16 protein-coding genes are annotated in these 20,080 nt (G+C 35.2%); 4 read left to right on the top strand and 12 right to left on the bottom strand.

Translation table 11 applies throughout. The features are described from left to right. Positions 1-229: 229 nt before the first annotated feature. The 12 genes from nhaA to BM371_RS12460 form a co-directional block, all read right to left on the bottom strand. Positions 230-1,408: a Na+/H+ antiporter NhaA gene (gene nhaA, locus BM371_RS12515; protein ID WP_034673507.1), complete on the bottom strand. Its 1,179-nt coding sequence runs from the start codon at positions 1,406-1,408 to the stop codon at positions 230-232. Between the two features lie 7 nt (positions 1,409-1,415). Further along, the gene (locus tag BM371_RS12510; protein ID WP_034673510.1) at positions 1,416-3,620 is read right to left on the bottom strand and encodes a RelA/SpoT family protein; all 2,205 of its coding nucleotides are present in this window, start codon (positions 3,618-3,620) and stop codon (positions 1,416-1,418) included. Between the two features lie 118 nt (positions 3,621-3,738). Next, positions 3,739-4,104, bottom strand: a complete 366-nt coding sequence (locus BM371_RS12505) for a hypothetical protein (RefSeq protein ID WP_034673513.1) — start codon at positions 4,102-4,104, stop codon at positions 3,739-3,741. A gap of 182 nt (positions 4,105-4,286) precedes the next feature. Then, a complete protein-coding gene (gene acs / locus BM371_RS12500; RefSeq protein WP_034673514.1) occupies positions 4,287-6,197 on the bottom strand; it encodes an acetate--CoA ligase in 1,911 nt (636 codons plus the stop codon). 59 nt (positions 6,198-6,256) lie between these two features. Continuing rightward, the gene (locus BM371_RS12495; protein WP_034673516.1) at positions 6,257-8,143 is read right to left on the bottom strand and encodes an AMP-binding protein; all 1,887 of its coding nucleotides are present in this window, start codon (positions 8,141-8,143) and stop codon (positions 6,257-6,259) included. A 110-nt stretch (positions 8,144-8,253) separates the two neighbouring features. Continuing rightward, the gene (locus tag BM371_RS12490) at positions 8,254-8,616 is read right to left on the bottom strand and encodes a response regulator transcription factor (RefSeq protein WP_034673518.1); all 363 of its coding nucleotides are present in this window, start codon (positions 8,614-8,616) and stop codon (positions 8,254-8,256) included. Positions 8,617-8,624: 8 nt separating this feature from the next. After that, a complete protein-coding gene (locus BM371_RS12485) occupies positions 8,625-11,324 on the bottom strand; it encodes an ATP-binding protein (RefSeq protein ID WP_034673519.1) in 2,700 nt (899 codons plus the stop codon). Continuing rightward, positions 11,317-11,511: a hypothetical protein gene (locus BM371_RS12480; RefSeq protein WP_034673520.1), complete on the bottom strand. Its 195-nt coding sequence runs from the start codon at positions 11,509-11,511 to the stop codon at positions 11,317-11,319. The genes BM371_RS12485 and BM371_RS12480 overlap by 8 nt, the downstream gene beginning before the upstream one ends. Positions 11,512-11,572: 61 nt before the next feature. After that, positions 11,573-11,800: a DUF6814 family protein gene (locus BM371_RS12475; RefSeq protein WP_034673521.1), complete on the bottom strand. Its 228-nt coding sequence runs from the start codon at positions 11,798-11,800 to the stop codon at positions 11,573-11,575. Positions 11,801-11,843: 43 nt separating this feature from the next. Next, the gene (locus BM371_RS12470) at positions 11,844-13,424 is read right to left on the bottom strand and encodes an MFS transporter (RefSeq protein WP_051882557.1); all 1,581 of its coding nucleotides are present in this window, start codon (positions 13,422-13,424) and stop codon (positions 11,844-11,846) included. Positions 13,425-13,475: 51 nt separating this feature from the next. Further along, complete coding sequence (locus BM371_RS12465) at positions 13,476-14,855, bottom strand: hypothetical protein (RefSeq protein ID WP_034673524.1); 1,380 nt, start codon at positions 14,853-14,855, stop codon at positions 13,476-13,478. 246 nt (positions 14,856-15,101) lie between these two features. Next, positions 15,102-15,518 carry an IS1/IS1595 family N-terminal zinc-binding domain-containing protein gene (locus BM371_RS12460; RefSeq protein ID WP_034673526.1) on the bottom strand — a complete coding sequence of 139 codons (417 nt, stop codon included), beginning with the start codon at positions 15,516-15,518 and terminating at the stop codon, positions 15,102-15,104. A gap of 160 nt (positions 15,519-15,678) precedes the next feature. On the opposite strand from BM371_RS12460, the gene BM371_RS12455 reads away from it, so the two are divergent. The 4 genes from BM371_RS12455 to BM371_RS12440 all read left to right on the top strand — a co-directional run bounded on the left by BM371_RS12455 (position 15,679) and on the right by BM371_RS12440 (position 19,907). Then, on the top strand, positions 15,679-16,278 hold the full coding sequence (locus BM371_RS12455) for a GNAT family N-acetyltransferase (RefSeq protein ID WP_034673528.1): 600 nt from the start codon (positions 15,679-15,681) through the stop codon (positions 16,276-16,278). Continuing rightward, the gene (gene argG / locus BM371_RS12450) at positions 16,250-17,446 is read left to right on the top strand and encodes an argininosuccinate synthase (protein WP_034673530.1); all 1,197 of its coding nucleotides are present in this window, start codon (positions 16,250-16,252) and stop codon (positions 17,444-17,446) included. Before BM371_RS12455 ends, argG begins: the two co-directional genes overlap by 29 nt. A gap of 65 nt (positions 17,447-17,511) precedes the next feature. Next, complete coding sequence (gene argC / locus BM371_RS12445; RefSeq protein WP_034673531.1) at positions 17,512-18,498, top strand: N-acetyl-gamma-glutamyl-phosphate reductase; 987 nt, start codon at positions 17,512-17,514, stop codon at positions 18,496-18,498. Between the two features lie 269 nt (positions 18,499-18,767). Next, complete coding sequence (locus BM371_RS12440; RefSeq protein ID WP_034673533.1) at positions 18,768-19,907, top strand: aspartate aminotransferase family protein; 1,140 nt, start codon at positions 18,768-18,770, stop codon at positions 19,905-19,907. Positions 19,908-20,080: the final 173 nt, after the last annotated feature.

The following is a 20,080-nucleotide window of genomic DNA, read 5'->3' as shown; positions in this document are numbered from 1 at the left end:
CTCACTGCAATCCTGTGATCAGATAATCGATCATATCCACGAAAACAAGGTAGAACAAAATATATATTGCCTTATCGTGGAAATTACACAGGAATTTATACAGGTGACTTCAACGGAAATATGACGGGATTAATCAATTCATCATTTAAAGCACCTTCCGTTTTTATTTTGCTGGGAAATCTCGAAGCACGAACAGGAACCTGGGAAATGGGTATTAGTATCACTAAAATTAATCTTCTTCGGTATTTTCAATATTTTTTGAGCCCATATTTAAAATTAAATAACCTGAAACTGCCGCAAGAACTGATGCAATTAAAATAGCAAACTTTGCTTCATCCTGAAAGACAACTTCATTTTTAAAAGATAATAAGGCTATAAAAATAGACATCGTAAAACCGATTCCTGCCAAAAGACCGACACCGATCATTTGTTTCCACGAGCTGTTTTGTGGGAGTGAGCTTATTTTTAATTTAATCGCAATCCACGAGAAAAGATTGATTCCAACTAGTTTTCCTAATACCAATCCGCCAATTATTCCTAAACCTAAGCTGCTGAACAGCCCATCAATCATACTGTTATTAAACGCAATATTGGTATTGGTTAAAGCAAAAACAGGCATAATAATAAAACTGACAGGGTAGTGTAGTGAATGCTCGAGCTTTTCTAAAGGAGAAATGATGGTTGTCGATTCATTTGTCGGAATGCTAAATGCCAGCAAAACTCCGGCAATTGTCGCATGAATTCCCGAATGATGAAGAAGATACCATAAAAATAAACCGGGAATTATATAAAATATGAGTTTTTTTACCTTTAAAAAATTTAGAATAAACAAAACAGCAACAATTCCAAACGATGATAAAAGATACATCCAGTGAATCTGGTCAGTATAAAATATGGCAATCACCAAAATCGCTCCCAGATCATCAACAATTGCCAAAGCTGCCAGGAAAATTTTAAGCGAAGCAGGAACTTTTTTTCCGAGCATTGAGATAATTGCCAGAGAAAAAGCAATATCAGTCGCCATCGGAATTCCCCAACCGTTACTGTAATCCGTTCCGGAATTGAAAGCAGCGTAAATTACTGCAGGAACAAGCATTCCGCCGATTGCAGCAAAAATAGGCAATGAAGCATTTTTAAAGGATGATAATTCGCCTTCAAGAAGTTCTCTTTTAATTTCCAATCCGACTAAAAGAAAGAAAATTGCCATCAATCCATCATTGATCCAAATACTTACCGGATATTCAAGATGTAAGTTTTCAAAACCGATTTTTGAATCTAACAGACTTTGAAAGCCACTTCCTAAAGATGAATTAGCAATTATTAAAGCCAAAGCAACACAAAAAATTAATAAAATTCCGGATGATTGACTGCTTTTAAAAAATCTCTTGAAATACAGTGATAACTTCATTATTTTTTTAAATACGTCTGATTTTGGATATACCGTTGATTGCTTTTAGTTTTTTAAACGTCTCTTCAAGTTGACCTTTATGCTTAACTTCTAAATTAATATTTCCTGTAAAAATACCGTTGTTGGATTCGATCGACATACTTTTCATATCCATTCCCATTGCGCCGCTGATTACGGTCGTAATATCGTTGATCATTCCCATTCTGTCGAGACCTTCAATTTCGATTTTAATACGGTTTTTGAAACTTTCTTCATTCACCCATTTTGCCGGAATGACCCTGTAATCATATTGCGCACGAAGATTTATCGCATTAGGACAGGTGTCGCTATGAACTTTAATTCCTTCCGAAATAGTGATGAACCCGAAAATTTTGTCTCCCGGAATTACTGTACAGCATTTTGCATAACTGTAATTCAGTTTTTCTTCATCTTTTCCGAACACAATCATGTCCAGATTCTGTTCTTTTGGTTCTTCGTAATGCTGATTCTTATTTGGATTACGTTTAAATCTTGAAAGCAAATTGTTGAATACGTTTTTACTTTCAATATATTTTCTCAGACTGCTTGCATCAAGCTCATTGGTCTGGAATTTTAAAAATAATTCCTGTGAAGTTTTAAGATTAAAAAATTTCTGAAGTTTATTGATTTCTTCATCATTGAAATTGATTTTCGCATGACGAAGTTTTCTCTGTAAAATTTCTTTACCTTCCTGTACATAAGAGTTTTTCTCGGAATTCAGGAAGCTTTTGATTTTTGATTTTGCCTTGGATGTAACGACAAATTCCAGCCAGTCGAATTTTGGTCTTTGATTTTGAGAAGAAAGAATATCAACCTGATCTCCGTTTTGAAGAACATACGAAATAGGAACCAGTTTTCCGTTGATTTTAGCGCCTAGACATTTCATTCCTAAATCGGTGTGGACGGAAAATGCAAAATCTAAAGCAGTTGCATTGGTCGGAAGAATTTTAATTTCACCTTTTGGAGTAAATACAAAAACTTCTTTCGAATAAAGATTGAGCTTAATATTATCTAAAAGTTCAGAAGTAGAAAGATTCTGTTGCTGCTCAAGTACATCGCGGATTTCAGTTACCCATTTTTCAAAATTTCGGTCGTCATTGCTCTGTTTGTAGCCTTCTTTGTATTTATAATGGGCTGCAACACCTTTTTCGGCAATATCATCCATTCTTTCAGAACGGATCTGAACTTCAATCCATTTTCTGTCAGGACCAAGAACCGTTAAATGTAAACTTTCATAACCTGTTGAACGTGGTTGAGTAATCCAGTCACGCATTCTCGAAGGGTTACTGTGGTAAACATCAGTTACAATAGAATATATTTTCCAGGCAAGAAACTTTTCATTTTTTGCATCTGATTTATAAATTATCCTAATCGCGTAATTATCGAAAACTTCTTCGAAAGGAACACCCTGCTTCAGCATTTTTCTATAAATGGAAGAAATTGCTTTCGCACGTCCTTTTATGCTTACATTTAGACCTTCTTCCTTTAACCTTTCAGAAACTTCTTTAGTGAACTCATCAATATAACGGATTCTGTTATCTTTTGCAAGTTCAAGTTTCTCAGTGATTTCGTTATAAACTTCAGGATTGTTATATTTTAAAGAAAGGTCTTCAAGCTCAGACTTAATATTGTACAATCCAAGTCTGTGTGCCATCGGTGCATAAATATAGACCGTTTCAGAAGCAATTTTTTTCTGCTTATCCGGTGCCATACTTTCCAAAGTTCTCATGTTGTGGAGACGGTCTGCAATTTTGATCAGAATCACACGGAAATCTTCAGAAAGAGTCAGTAATAATTTTCTGTAGTTTTCAGACTGTACAGAAATATTCTGATGATTCATGATCGAGATCTTCGTCAGTCCGTTTACAATTTCTGCAATTCTTTCTCCGAAAATCTTTTTAAGATCTTCATAGGTATAATCTGAATCTTCAATCACATCATGCAAAAGCGCACAGGCAATTGATGTTGCACCAAGACCGATTTCCGTAGCAACAATTTTTGCTACGGCAATGGGATGATAAATGTAAGGTTCTCCTGATTTCCTTCTTTGATCTTTATGAGCATCGAGAGCAATATCAAAAGCCTTTCGGATGAGTTTGTTATTTTCTTCATCCAAAGTTCTGTATGTATTAGAAATCAGGTCTTTATACCGCGCTAAGATTTCTTTGTTTTCTTGTTCTAAGTCGTAACTCATCTGTGTAAAAGGCTTTATTTAAACGAAAATACGAAAAAAAATGCTATTTGTCAATTGCTAAAATCAAAAATCCGCAGAAAGAATCTGCGGATTACGGTTATTCAGTTTTTATTTAGTTTTAAGCTTTTACTTCAGAATTCATTCCGTCGTGCTGTACTTTTATTCGGACATCCGGACTGCTATGGATTTCAGCTTTGCATCGTGCATCAATCAATCTTTTTAGGTTGCTGTAAGAAGCCTGATTAATGCTCATGTTTTCGAAAAAATAAGTTTTTAAAACATCATTTTTATCAAAGACGTGCCTCGCTTTTTCATTTGTCTCTCTGTTTTTTATTTCTACACTCACCGTATATTGGGAGTTATGATGATCGTCACTTAGGTACACAATGTAATCAGAATTAGATAATCCTGAAGCTTCAAGCTCTTGCTCAAGCTTTTTATAATCACTGTGTTGGGCAAATATTCCTGCTAAAATGCTTGACATAGTAATGCTATTTTGGTTATCTAAAGTTATAATTATTTTTAATATAATTAATAAAAATTTAATAAAATTTATAATATTTTATTTTATCTATAAATAATTAATAAAAATTAAGAAATTGTCTATTTTGTTTAAAATAAAAAACTCTGTGCAATACACAGAGTTTAAATAAATGTAAGGTATGTTTAGCTTAGTCTCTCATTTTTAATTTCCTCAACAATTTCGGGATTCAATAGAGTAGAAATATCTCCAAAATTACTGAAATCGCCTTCCGCAATTTTTCTCAGAATTCTACGCATGATTTTCCCGGAACGTGTCTTCGGAAGCCCGGAAACAAACTGAATTTTATCTAGTTTTGCAATCGGACCAATCTGATCTGCAATTAATTGATTGATCTCTTTTACCAGGTTTTCCTGCTTTCTGTCGGCGCCGGAATCTTTTAAAATGACAAATCCATACAGAGCATTTCCTTTGATGTCATGAGGATAACCGACAATCGCTGATTCGGCTACAGCAGGGTGTTCGTTGATGCTGTCTTCGATCGGAGCTGTTCCCAAATTATGTCCGGAAACGATAATCACATCATCTACACGACCTGTAATTCTGTAATATCCGACTTCATCTCTCAAAGCACCATCTCCCGTAAAATATTTTCCCGGAAAAGCTGAGAAATAAGTCTCTTTATACCTCTGGTGATCACCCCAGATTGTTCTTGCAATTCCCGGCCAAGGAAAACGGATACAAAGGTTTCCCGTCACCTGATTTCCGGTAATTTCATTACGTTTGTCATCCATTAAGACAGGCTGGATTCCCGGTAAAGGCAGGGTAGCGTAAGTTGGTTTTGTAGGCGTTACAAAAGGAAGCGGTGAAATCATAATTCCTCCTGTCTCAGTTTGCCACCAAGTATCAACGATAGGGCATTTTTTCTTTCCTACATGATCGTTGAACCAATGCCAAGCTTCATCATTGATAGGTTCACCAACGGAACCAATGACTTTTAATGTGCTTAAATCATGCTTATCAACCCATTCCGCACTTTCTTTCGCTAATGAACGAATGGCAGTCGGAGCTGTGTAGAATTGAGTAACTTTATGTTTTTCAATAACTTCCCAAAATCTGTCCGGTTCGGGATAAGTTGGAACTCCTTCGAAAATTACGGTTGTTGCGCCGTTCAAAAGTGGTCCGTAAAGAATGTAGGAGTGACCTGTGATCCATCCGATATCGGCAGTACACCAATTAATATCGTTTTCTTTATAATTGAATACATTTTTAAAAGTGTAAGCCGTATAAACCATATAACCGGCAGAAGTATGAAGCATCCCTTTCGGTTTTCCAGTTGAACCTGAAGTGTATAAAATGAACAAAGGATCTTCTGCATCCATAATGATCGTAACAAAATCAGGAGAAGCTTTTTCATATAAATCGGCTAACCAATGATCTCTTCCTTCCTTCATTTTGATCTCGTTGTGCGTTCTTTTTACTACCAAAACATTATCAACGGTCGGAGTTTTTTCCAACGCATCATCGACGATGCTTTTTAGATCTAAAACTTTGCTTCCTCGATAGCTTCCGTCTGAAGTGATGACCATTTTAGCCTCACAGTCATTCACTCTTGAGGCAACGGCAGAAGCTGAAAATCCTGCAAAAATAACGGAATGAACAGCACCCAATTTAGCACAAGCCAACATAGTAATCGCCAGTTCAGGAATCATCGGAAGATAGATACAGACTCTGTCGCCTTTTTCAATTCCCATGTCTTTTAAAACATTGGCAGTTTTGTTGACTCTTGTATATAATTCGTTGTAAGAAATATGCTGTGCCTCTTCTTTCGGATCGTTCGGTTCCCAGATGATGGCGGTTTTGTCACCTCTTACAGCTAAGTGTCTGTCTAGGCAGTTTTTAGTTATATTTAATTTTGCATTTTTAAACCAAGCGATTTTAGCTTCATTCATATCATATTTTACGACCTTGCTCCATCTTTGATACCACACGAAATTTTGATCGGCAATCTTATCCCAGAATTTCTTAGGATTTTTGATAGATTTTTTATACTCTTCAAAATAATGCGGTAGATCTTCTATTAAGTAATTTCTCATATCCCGTTCGTTTTTGAAATTTGAATTTTTGTTATTTAAATTTATGTTTAATTTCTCGTTTAAGCCCTATAATCCTCAATTTTTTGTTGAATTTCTTCAATGATTTTTTCGTCGTCAATTGTTGACGGAATCTGAAATTCTTTTCCGTCCAATAAGGTTCTGATCAGTTTTCTTAAAATTTTTCCGGAACGTGTTTTGGGTAAACGTTTTACGGTCATTACATTTTTAAGACAGGCAACTGCACCGATTTTTTCACGAACCATTTTCACAATATCCTTTTCTAAATCTTCTTCTGAAATTGTAGAACCATTCTTTAAAACTACCGATGCGAAAGGAATTTGTCCTTTTAAATCATCATCTATCCCAACAACTGCACATTCTGCAACATCGGGATGTGATGAGACGATTTCTTCCATTTCCGAAGTCGAAAGCCGGTGTCCTGCAACGTTAATCACGTCATCCACTCTTCCGGTAATGAAAATATAGCCGTCTTCATCTTTTATCGCGCCGTCTCCGGAGAAATAATAGCCTTTGTATTGTGATAAATAACTGTTTTGAAAACGTTCATTATCATTCCAGATTCCGAGTAAAGCTCCCGGCGGAAGCGGAAGTTTGATGATTAAATAACCTTCCTGATGCGCATCCAGTTCATAACCGTTTTCATCAAAAATTTTAATATCGTAACCAGGAATCGGTTTCCCCGCAGAAGCTCTTTTAATCTTATAATTTTCGTCAAAAGTCATTAAACCCAACATCGGCCAGCCGGATTCTGTCTGCCACCAATGATCGATCGCGGGAACTCCGATGTGTTCTGCAAACCAATCCAGTGTTGCAACATCACATCTTTCGCCTGCTAAAAATTGTTTTTTGAAATGGCTTAAATCATATTTTTTTACCAATTCTCCGTTAGGATCTTCTTTTTTAATAGCCCGAATCGCTGTTGGAGCCGTAAACATGGTAGAAACTTTATATTCTGAAATAATTCTCCAAAAAGTTCCCGCGTCGGGAGTCATAATAGGTTTTCCTTCAAAAATAATCGTTGTATTTCTGTTAATTAATGGTCCGTAAACCGAAAAACTATGACCGACCGCCCAGCCAAAATCAGACGCTGCCCAATACGTTTCTCCCTGCTTAATTCCATAAATATATTTCATGGAAAATTTCAAAGCAGTGGCATAACCTCCTGTATCTCGTGTAATTCCTTTTGGTTTTCCCGTAGTTCCTGATGTGTAAAGCAAATAGAGTGGGTGAGTCGATTCAACCGAAACACAGTCAACAGGTTCTGATTTTTGAACCAATTCTTCATAATCAATCAATCCGTCGAACATTTCATGTTGATTATCTACTAATTTTCTATTGAAAACGATAATGTTTTCGACTTTATCCTGAGCGAGTTCAATCGCTTTTTCAACCAATGGTAAATATGGGATTCTTTTTGAAATCTCCACTCCGGCTGTTGCTGTAATTAATGCTTTTGGTTTACAATCGTCAATTCTTACGACCAATTCATTGGGAGCAAAACCTCCGAAAACCACATTGTGAATCACGCCAATTCTCGCGCAAGCCAACATCGCAAAAAGCGTCTGCGGAATCATCGGCATATAAATAACGGCTGTGTCACCTTTTTTCAAGCCTAAAGAAACCAAACCTCCCGCCAACTTCGAAATTTCTTCTTTCGCCTGATTGAAAGTATAAGTTTTCTTTTGATGGGTAACAGGAGAGTCGTAAACAATCGCAACCTGTTCTCCAAAGCCGTCTTCAATATGTTTGTCAATGCATAAATAGCACATGTTCAGCTTTCCGTCGGAAAACCATTGGGTGTAATCATTGTCATCTTTTGAAAGAATCTGTGAAGGAAATTCAAACCATTTGATTTCCTGAGCCTGCTCCTTCCAGAAATTCTCTTTGTCTTCTATGCTTTGTTCAAACAAATTCTCTGTTTTCATAGTAATTTTCTTTCTTTTTAAACACTAATTGCACAAATTTTTTTCACTAATAACACGAATATTAATTGTGATATTAGTGTAGTTTATTAGTGAGGTTTGTGTTTAAATAATTATTCAAACATTTCTTCAATCTGCTGCATTAGTTTTTTAATCGAATAGGGTTTTGTTACATACGCATCAGCTCCCATTTCCAAGCCTTTTTCAATATCTCTCGGATTGTTTTTGGCACTTAGAAAAATGACTTTTGTATTTTTTAATTTTTCGTCCTGTTTAATGATGTCTAATGTGCTGTAACCGTCAAGATTCGGCATCATAATATCAAGTAAAATGACGTCGGGAATCATGGTTTTTAGAAATTCCAAAACTTCGGTTCCATCTCTTGCGATGAATACGTCATAGCCGTTTTTCTTGAAACTGTATTCTAGCGACATTAATATTTTGTGTTCATCATCCGCAATAATTATCTTTTTCATAGTGTGTCTTAAATTTGTTCAACTTCATTTTTATTCTCTTTTATTTTTTCGGGAAGGGTTATGGTGAAAGTTACGCCTAATCCGCTGTTTTCTGCTTTTATGGTTCCGCCCTGAGCTTCTATTATTTTCTTTGAAATCGCCAATCCAAGCCCGCTTCCTGTTGGTTTTAAAATATTTTGATTTTTTGACTGGTAAAATTTATCGAAAATCATTTCCAGATCTTCTGCGGGAATGTGTTTTCCGGTATTAAAAATTGTAATAACTAGTTTATTTTCTTTTTCGTAAAGTTTGGTCTGAATTGTTCCCTGTTCGTCAGTGAATTTTAAAGCATTTCCTAAAATATTCTGAAATAACTGAATCATCCTCGCTCCGTCATATTCAAATAAATATTGATTTAGAAGATTGACTTCACTTAAATGAATATTTTTCTGCTGAATCAGATGCAGAATTGGGTTTAATGCTTTTTTATAGGTTTCAATAATATTATTTTGTTGAATATGTAAAGCAATTTCGCCATGCTGAAGCTTATCCAGATACAAAATATCATTGATAATCTCGCTTAATCTATCCGATTCTGTAATGATATTGTTCAAAAATTCTTTTTTGATATCCAAAGGAATATCATCGTCATCTGCCAGAATTTCCCCAGCCGAACGAATCGCAGTGATTGGTGTTCTTAATTCATGCGCAACGGAATCCAGAAAATCGTCTTTTTGTCGGTCTTTAATGATTAAACTTTGATTGGCAGTTCTCAGATCATTTGATAGTTTTTGAAGTTCCTGCGATTGTTCTGTCAGCTTTTTATTAAGGATAATATTTTCTTTGGATTCTTCTAAAATATTTAAAACTTCCTTTAAAGATATTTTATCTTCTTTCGTTACCCCTTCAATTAAAATTTTTGCCGAAGCCGTCCCAATTCTTCCTGCTAACAAATTTTCTGAAAATTTGATAAATCTTGAATCGGCTGTTTCTGTCTGAGAATCAATATTATATTTTAAATTAAAAATTCTGAGTGCCTGTTCGGTTTTAGTTTTGCCTAAAAACCTTTCCAGAATATTTTTAATGTCTGAAACATAAGCTGTTCCGCGCCAGATGAAAGCATTTTCATGGTTTTGAATGTATTTGTCAATATCAACATATAATTCTGCGAAATTTCTTTCACGATAATTTCCTTTAACACTAACAGAAATGATTGCAAATAATCCCGTATTCACCAACATCGACCAAAAGAAAATCTGTGGAATTCTTCCTAGAAAAGAAATTTTAAAGAAATCAAAAGAGTCATACATTTCTCTCAGGATTCCTTTAAGTTCCTGATTGTAAGAAAAATAATATTGAGGGATAATTAATCCGAAATAACAGATCGCCAATCCTGCCAATAATCCGATTACTGCACCTTTATAAGTTCCTCTTCTCCAGAATATTGCGCCGAAAAATGCGGGTGCCAATTGTCCGATAACAACAAATGATATCAAACCAACAGAATCCAATGAAGTTTTAAGAATGAAATATTTATAAAAGACAAATGCCATAATCACCAATGCGAAAATGCTGAATTTTCTGATGTTGGTGATGTTTCGAGTGTTCTGTACTTCATTTTCAGATTTAAATTTGCCCAACAAGCCATAAGGAATAATTAAATTATTGGAAAGCATGATGGATAAAGTAATTGCCGAAATGATAATCATTGAAATAGATGAACTTAGTCCCCCAAGAAAAACGAAAACTGTTATCCAGGTATTATTAAAATACTGTGGAATTAAAATAGAATAGAACTCGGGATTTACATTTTGTCCATTAAAAACTAGTCTTCCGCCCCACGCAATCGGGAAGATAAATATAGTGAAAATCAATAAGTAAAGTGGAAAAAACCAAATGGCTGTTTTGATATGCTTTTCTTGTCTGTTTTCAACAATTGCCGTGTGAAATTGTCTTGGAAGAATGCAAATTGCTGTTCCTGAAATTAGGCAAAGAACCATCCAGTTCATAGCTCCGTCAGTTCCATTGAATGTATTTTTTTGTTTAAAATCTTCAAATTTGCTTGCCTTTTCATAAATATCAGAAAAGCCGTCGAAAACGAAATAAATAACGAAAATTCCTAAAATGATGATGAAAAAAAGTTTTAAAAAACTTTCCAAAGCAATTGCTGAGATAATTCCCAGACGTTTTTCTGATGCATCGACATATTTTGTACCGTAATAAGATGCAAATAAGGCAATTAAAACAACCACAAAAGTTGCGTTATCGGTCAGGATATTTTGTGAAATTGATGTTTCTGTCACTAGGTGAAAAGTCTCAGAAATAGCCTTGATCTGTAAACCGATATAAGGAACAATCGCCAAAAGACAGACGATCGTAATAATAGCGCTAAAACTTCGGCTGTTACCATATCTTAACGAAATAAAATCTGCGACGCTGCTTATTTTATTTACTCTTGCAATTCGCACAATTCGAGTATTAATGTAAATCCATGCAGGAATTACCATGATGGGGCCGATGTAGATCGGGAGATAATTGAGTCCACTTGTTGCCGCAACTCCGATGCTTCCGTAGTAAGTCCACGCTGTGCAATACACCGACAGAGACAAGGTATAAATGTAAGGATTGTTGATCCAAAGCTTGCTCTTTTTCTTCTCCGCCAGATGAGCGACTAAGAATAAAAGTGCCAGATAAAACAAAACCACAAAAAATAATGCGAAACTACTCATCATATTTTTTTACGATTACAAAAGAGATAATGATGGAAACCATCCAGACAGCGAAAATATAGATCAGAACCATCGGATAGCCGAACACTTCTTTTTCACTGTTGAACAACAATGAAACAGGAATGCTGAATGCAATCAGAAGTCCCATGCTTAGGATAATTAGCTTTTGTTCGTGTCTTTTTTTCATAATGATATAAAAGATAATTGACGGACAGATTCATCCGCCAATTATCACTAACATATTTTATTTAAACTTTATCGTCAGAATACTCTCCCGTTAAAGAATAGTAGCCGAAAATTGCCATTCCGCCTGAGATTATCGGCATCAACACAAATAGAATGATGATTCCGAATACAAGATCTTCCTGCTTTCCTGAGGTAATTTTTGGAATTCCCAAAACGGTTATCCCGAAATATCCTACAACTAAAGCAACTGCAATCCAAAGAATGCCTAATATTTTTTTTATTCCGTTCATTTTAGTAGTTTTAAAATTAATAAAAATTTAAGTGATTGAGTGTTTAGTCGTGAATATTATTGTTCTTATTTTTAAGATAAAATAATCCGATCAGTAAACAGACTGTAGCAACTCCAATCGGATACCAAAGTCCTTCCAGATACCAGGTTGAGTGTCCAGCTTCTTTTCCTGTTGTTACTAAGTACGTTGCCACTGCGGGAAGCAATCCTCCAAATACGCCATTTCCAATATGATAAGGCAGAGACATCGATGTGTAGCGGATTCTCACTGGGAACATTTCGACTAAGAACGCTGCAATCGGACCATATACCATCGTTACAAAAATTACCTGAATAAACACTAAGAAGATTAATAACAGATTGGTTTCACTGTTGATTTTGACTGTTTGGGAAACTTTAGGTTCTTCTGCTTTTCCGTCTTTTATAACAGGTCCGGTTGGAGACCAATGAACAATACTGTCTTTTTTAGCTAAGGTTCCGTCTGTGAAAAGTGTTTCTTTATGAAAAGTAATTAGGCTGTCCGTTGCAATCTTATCATGAATTTTTGCTGTTCTTTTTTCAATAATGCCGCTTTCTGCAACTGTCTTTGATTTCAAATCGATACTGTTAAACATTTTGTCATAAATGGGTCTGTATGCTAAAATTGCCACCAACATTCCGGTCATCATAATTGCTTTTCGTCCGATTTTATCAGAAAGCCATCCGAAAAAAACAAAGAAGGGTGTCCCCATCAAAAGAGCAATTGCCATTAATTTATCAACTTGCGCAGACTCAACGTTCATCACTTTTTGAAGAAAACTCATCGCGTAAAATTGTCCTGTATACCAGATTACACCTTGTCCCATCGCAGCTCCGAACAACGCCAGTAAGACAAATTTGAAATTGAATTTATTCCCGAAACTTTCTTTTAAAGGGTTTTTTGAAGTTTTTCCTTCACTTTTAGCCTTTGCAAAAAGAGGAGATTCTTTCATGTTTTTTCTGATGATGTAAGAAACTCCAACCATTAAAATCGATATCCAGAAAGGGATTCTCCATCCCCAATTGTCGAATTCTTCTGCAGAAAGTGTACTTTTTGTAATTAAAATTACGATTAATGAAATGAAAAGTCCCGCTGTAGCTGTTGTTTGAATCCAGGAAGTCCAATAACCTCTTCGGTGTGGCTGTGCATATTCCGCAACGTAAGTCGCTGCGCCGCCATATTCACCTCCAAGAGCCAAACCTTGTAATAATCTTAAAATTAAAACTAAAACCGGTGCCATAAATCCGATAGTTTCATAACTTGGAATACATCCGATGAGGAATGTTGAGAATCCCATAATTAATAAAGTCACCAAAAACGTATATTTTCTTCCGATAATATCTCCTAATCTTCCGAAAAATAACGCTCCGAAAGGTCTCACTACAAATCCGGCTGCGAAAGTTGCTAACGTAGATAAAAACGCTGCAGTAGGATTGTCTGAAGGGAAAAATTTCGTTGCTAAAACGATGGCTAAACTTCCGAAAATATAGAAGTCGTACCATTCTATTAATGTACCGAGTGACGATGCAGTGATAACGCTCCAGATGGTGCGGTTTTTCTGCTTTTCGGTCATATTCTCGTAGCTTATTTGATTGTTATCGCTCATATTGCTTTAATTTTGATGTTAGTTAAAATTGATATTGAGTTTTCTGAGTTTTTATAAATAAATTTGAAATTGCACAATGAATTCTCCTTTTGATGATGGACTTTCCGTAGGACTTGTATAAACCGGTCTTGTTGAATATTGTGTTGTAATTTTTGCGTGATGACCGTCTATGAACCAGTTGGCTCCGACATCAAATTGAGAAGAAGATTTCTCAAACGCTTCAAAACTTTTGTGGGTATACGCTGCAAATGGCTGAATTCTTATTTTCGGTTTTTCTGCCTGGCTCGGTAGCAATAGACCAGCCTGTGCGTAGATAATATTCCCTGTCCCTATCGTTGGCTGTAGATTTCCTGCACCTGCGATGGCTTTGTTGCCAATGAAATTTGGATCGGATGAAGCAATATTCATGATTCCTAAATTTCTGATGTAATTGGGGCCGAATTGATAGTTGTAATACCCTGCGTAAGCCGAAACTGCCATTTTATTTTTAGCATTTCCTAGCGGAATATCTGCAAAAGCATCAACTGCAACGAGCGTAATATCATGTTTTTCGATAATTGAATTCACAGAAGTTCTCGTTCCGTCTTTTTGGTGATAAAAACCTGCTCCCAAATTGAAAACTTTTTTAGTCCCCAGATAAGAACCAACTTTATAAGGAAGCGTATTCGATTCTTCATCCAAAAACTGATATTCTACATAGCCTGCTTTTGAAAAGTTTGGATTTCCGTTATTGTCAACTGCTACTGCTTTTGCCGGATCTGTTACATTTACCGGAACTAAATCTGTTGCAAAAGGTTTATTTAAACTAAAGCGATATTCCAGTTTTCCGTATTTTCCTTTCGCAAACATTCCCAATTGCCTTGCAAACTGGTCAGAATTATCTATCAAAGGCCAAGTGAAAATAGGAGAGTCTACAGTAAGGAAATTCAATGTTGAAGCCATTGTCATACGAGAAAGTCCCATATAATAATGCAGCCCGGCTCCCAAAGATAAACTGAATTTTCCCGCTTCTCCAGGTAAAATAACTGCATATTCATTCCATGCATCATGAAAAAACATTTGTGGCTTTTTGCCGTTTCCATAACCTCCCGTTCCCGAAGTACCTGAACCGCCACCATTGATAAAGGTTTGATTATTAATTCCAAAATGAGCAAGGATCATATACCTTTTGGAAATCTGAGCATATGCCAAAACACGCAATCTACGGTTTCCTAAGCTCCAGGAATTGTCGGTTGGTTCTCCGCCGACCATACTTCCGGGATTCATATCTGTGTTTCTTAACCAGAACTGATCCCATAAAATAAATCTGACGTATTTGTCTCCTTGTTGATTAAGGTTAACTTTCAGCCCGCTTCCATAATCGGGAGAGCCTTGTGAATATAAAGAATTACTGATTAAAGCTAATCCAATAAATGTGAGTATTTTCTTCATAAATTATCAATTTTTGGCTTTGTTTTTTGTGAAAGCCAAATTGTAATTAATAATTTAGTTATAAAAATTTAATATATATTAATGGTAATAATATAGTTATGAATTTAAAATGAAGAATTATGAGTTATGAAATAATTGAATCTTAATTGATATTTTAAATTTAAATATTTGATTAATAATTATTTATTTAAATAAAAAAGCTTCAAAAACTCATAATTTATAATTAATAACTCATAATTTTCAAACTTATTTTTTAAATCGTTCCCATTTAATCAGCATATATTTATCTGCAAACTGAGTAATAATTAATCCTGAATTTTTAATATTTTCTTCTTTAGCAATATATTCAATCAGTTCATTTTGTTTTAAAATTTTATAAACCGGATGGAATTCCGAATGAGGAGGTCGTATAATATTGTATTTCTTAATCCATGAACTTATTGTAACATGAGAAACTCCTATAATTCTCTCTATTTCACGGTAACTTAAGCCTTCAAGATATAATTGTAAAGCTTTTGTCACGTAGTAATCATCAATCTGTTTTCCAAGTTTTTTTACGGTAAAATAATAGTTGCAGTCTTTGCAGTGAAAACGTTGTTTTTCGTTAACGATTCCACTTTTTACGATTTTATTGCTGTTGCATTTTGGACAGTTATTTTCCATAACTATATATTTTTAGCAAATGTATAATAATTTAGCAAAATATTAATTTAACTTAAAGATAAAATTACCTGTATATTAATTTAATTCAATAAAAATATCTTTTTAATTTGGTTTTTAAAGTTATTATACTTTAAATTTGCCAAAAAATTCAGATAAATAAATGGAAATACAAATTTCCTCATGCGAACATTTAATGTATGTGAGTGAAATACAGCAGGAAATGTATGATTCTGCACAGCGAAGAGGAACGGGGATCGCAAAACGTTCCATCGAATATTTAAGTAAAAAAATTTCGGAAGGTAACGCTGTAGTCGCTACTGAAAATGGCGAATGGGTAGGTTTCTGCTATATAGAAACCTGGTCACACGGTCAGTTTGTAGCTAACTCTGGGCTAATTGTTTCTCCAAAATTCAGGCATGGAGGTATTGCAACTTTGATCAAAGATAGAGTGTTTGCATTGTCAAGAGAGAAATTCCCAAATGCAAAAATATTCGGTTTGACGACGGGACTTGCTGTAATGAAAATTAACAGTGACTTAGGTTATAAACCAGTAATTTATTCTGAATTAACTCAGGATAATGAGTTTTGGAATGGCTGCAAAAGTTGTGTGAACTATGAAATTCTAATGAAAAAAGAACGAAAAAACTGTCTTTGTACAGCAATGCTTTTCGTTCCTGATAATAATAAAGTAAATGAGGTTGTAAATAATCAACCCAAAAATCAATATCAAAATGAGCAAGAAAGTAATCTTAGCGTTTAGTGGGGGGTTAGATACCTCTTACTGTGCCAAATATTTGAGTGAAACACTTGGATACGAGGTGTATGCAGTAACTGTAAATACCGGAGGTTTTTCTCAAGAAGAGGAAAAAGAATTGAAGAAAAAAGCTTTTAATCTTGGGGTAAAAGAATACAGGTGCGTTGATGCTCAGGAAGACTACTACAATTCTTGCGTAAAGTATTTGATCTTTGGTAATGTCTTGAAAAACAATACATATCCTTTGTCTGTAAGTGCTGAACGTACGATTCAGGCGCAGGAAATTGCAAAATACGCCATCGAAATCGGTGCTGATGCGATTGCTCACGGAAGTACGGGTGCTGGAAATGACCAAGTCCGTTTCGATTTGATTTTTCAGGTCATGTGTCCGAATGTGGAAATCATTACGCCAATTCGTGATCTATCTTTATCCCGTGAAGAAGAAATTGAATTTTTGAAAGGGCACGGTTATGAAATGGAATTCCAAAAAGCGCAATATTCTGTGAATAAAGGACTTTGGGGAACTTCAGTTGGCGGAAAAGAAACTTTGACTTCAAGAAATTATTTACCAGAAGAAGCTTTTCCATCTCAAATTAAAGAAACTCAGCCTTCAGAACTGGAAATTGAGTTCAAAAATGGTGAAGTTGTAGCAGTAAACGGAGAAAATTTTGAACATTCGGTATATGCAATTCAGAAAATTGAAGAATTAGCTTCTGCGTATGGTATTGGTCGTGATATCCACGTTGGAGATACGATTGTTGGAATTAAAGGAAGAGTAGGTTTCGAAGCGGCGGCGGCATCTGTGATCATCAAAGCGCACCATTTATTGGAAAAACATACGCTTTCAAAATATCAGCAAATGATGAAATCCCAATTATCAGATTGGTACGGAAACTGGCTTCACGAAGCGCTTTTCTTAGATCCTGTGATGAGAAATATCGAGTCTTTTTTAGTCGATTCTCAAAAAACAGTGAGCGGAAAAGTTTTTGTAAGCCTTCATCCGTACAGATTTATCTTAAACGGAATTGAATCTAGGCATGATCTAATGTCCGATAAATTCGGAAGCTATGGCGAAGCAAACAGAGCGTGGACGGGAGAAGATGTGAAAGGTTACACGAAAATTCTAAGCAATTCTTTAAATATATATCATCAGATTAATCAAAATATAAATTAATGGGAGTTCCGAAGGAACGACTTAAATCAGGATAGGATGAAAATCCTATCAAAACAAATATAAAAATGATTGAGATTAATCAAAAAGAAATAAGAACAGCAGGAATCATCGGTGCCAACGGTTATACAGGAAGCGAATTGGTTCGTTTGCTGGCTTTTCATCCCAATGTGTCATTGAGTTTTTTATATAGTCGTTCAAATTCGGGGACAAAAATTTCAGATTTGTATCCGGATTTATCGACGGTTTGTGAAATGGTTTTAACAGATCAGTCTGAAGAAGTGGACATTTTGTTTTTATGTCTTCCTCACAAAGAAAGCCAGAATTGGCTGACTCAAAATGCTGTAAAAGATGAAACGTTGGTCATCGATTTAGGAAATGATTTTCGTTTAGAAGGAAATTTTGGAAACAGAAATTTTATCTACGGTTTGCCTGAAATCAACAAAAAACAACTTTTAGGAGCAAAAAGTATTGCAAATCCGGGATGTTTTGCGACAGCGATTCAACTGGCTTTGCTTCCATTAGCTCAAAAAGGTTTGTTGAATGAAGTTTACACAACGGGAATTACAGGTTCAACAGGTGCAGGTCAGTCTTTGCAGCCAACGACGCATTTTACTTGGAGAAACGATAATATTTCAGCATATAAAACTTTGACACATCAACATGTAGATGAGATCTTACAGCAGTTAATTTCTTTTAATACGAATGAAATAAGTCTGAATTTTGTTCCATGGAGAGGTGATTTTGCTAGAGGAATTTTTACGAGTTCCACGGTGAAAACAGATTTAGAACTTTCAGCTATCAATCAATTGTTTAGGGATTTTTATGCAGATGAGCCTTTTGTAAATGTAAGCGAGAAAGCAATTGATTTAAAACAGGTTGTCAACACCAATCGCTGTGTGATTCATATAGAAAAGAGTGGAAATGTCGCAGTTATTCACTCAGCGATTGACAATTTGTTGAAAGGAGCTTCCGGACAAGCCGTTCAAAATATGAATATTGCAATGGGTTGGGAAGAGAATTTAGGATTGAATTTAAAACCGATTGCATTTTAAAACGGACAATAATCCGACCTAGGAAAATGGAGCGTTAAGAAAAATAGTTTTGTGAACGTTAAGAAAATTCTACTGTTCGAACCGAAGAACAAATGTCAAATTCGCGCAAGTTTTAGAATTTTTAGAGAACAAAAATATTTTTTAGCGGAAGTTTCCAGTCTTGAACTTTTGTTTCTTTTGTTTTAAGACAAAAGAAATTAATAAAAAAATAAAGATATAGCTATTCAAAACCAGCAACTATCAACCAAAAACTATCAATTAGAAAAAAAATGAATTTATTCAACGTATATCCATTATTTAACATAAATCCGGTAAAAGCTCAGGGATCATTTCTTTGGGACGATAAAGGAGAAAAATATCTTGATTTTTATGGAGGTCATGCCGTTATTTCTATCGGGCACAACCATCCGCATTATCAAACTCAATTAAAAGAACAGTTAGATAAAATATCTTTCTATTCAAACTCGGTTCAGAATGAATTGCAGACTGAATTGGCTGAAAAACTAGGAAAACTTTCAGGATTGGAAGATTACAATTTGTTTTTATGTAATTCAGGAGCTGAAGCAAACGAAAATGCTTTAAAACTGGCTTCTTTTCACAATGGAAAAAAGAAAGTGCTGTATTTCTCAGGTTCATTTCATGGAAGAACTTCGGCAGCAGTTTCTGTGACAGACAATCCGAAAATTGTAGCTCCGGTAAACTATGATGAAAGATTCATTAAATCTGAATGGAATAACATCGAGCAACTTGAAGCAATTTTTGAAAAACAGGGAAGCGAAATTTCATCTGTCATTATTGAAGGAATTCAGGGAGTTGGCGGAATTATGATTCCAACGGTTGAATTTTTAACTAAAATCAAAGAATTATGTGAAAAGCATAATGTTGTATTGATTTTGGATGAAGTTCAGTCAGGCTACGGAAGAAGCGGATATTTCTTTGCCTATCAGGAATTCGGAATTGAAGCAGATATTGTAACTACAGCAAAAGGAATGGGGAATGGCTTCCCAATTGGTGGTGTATTGATTCAGCCAAAATTTCAGGCAAGCAACGGTTTGCTGGGAACAACTTTCGGAGGAAATCACTTAGCTTGTGTAGCGGCAATTGCAGTTCTAGATGTGATGAAAGATGAAAATCTCATCGAAAATGCTCGGGAAATGGGCGAGTATATTGAAAATAAAATTAAAGATTTTCCACATATTAAAACGATTCGAAGGAAAGGCCTGATGATTGGAATTGAACTCGACAGGGATTGTTCAGAAGTGAGGAACAGCCTGTTGTACAATCATCATATTTTCACAGGAAACTCCAATGATAAGGCTGTGTTGAGGATTCTTCCGGCGCTTAACATTAAAAAAGAAGAAACCGATCTATTCATTGGTGCTTTAAAAGAAGTATTGGAGCAGATTTAATCTGTGAAAGTTACACGGTCTGTCATTCAGAACGAAACAAAGTGGGGTGAAGAATCTCTTTTCATAATATTAATAGATTCTTCCTTCGTCAGAATGACAAACGAGGCTTTCGATTGCTGAGTGAAACGCCATTGCGAACGAAAAATATTTTCAAGTTTAATTAAAAAAAAACT

Source organism: Chryseobacterium formosense, from assembly GCF_900116415.1.
Lineage (GTDB): Bacteria > Bacteroidota > Bacteroidia > Flavobacteriales > Weeksellaceae > Chryseobacterium > Chryseobacterium formosense.
This window is presented reverse-complemented; position numbering and strand designations above follow the sequence as displayed.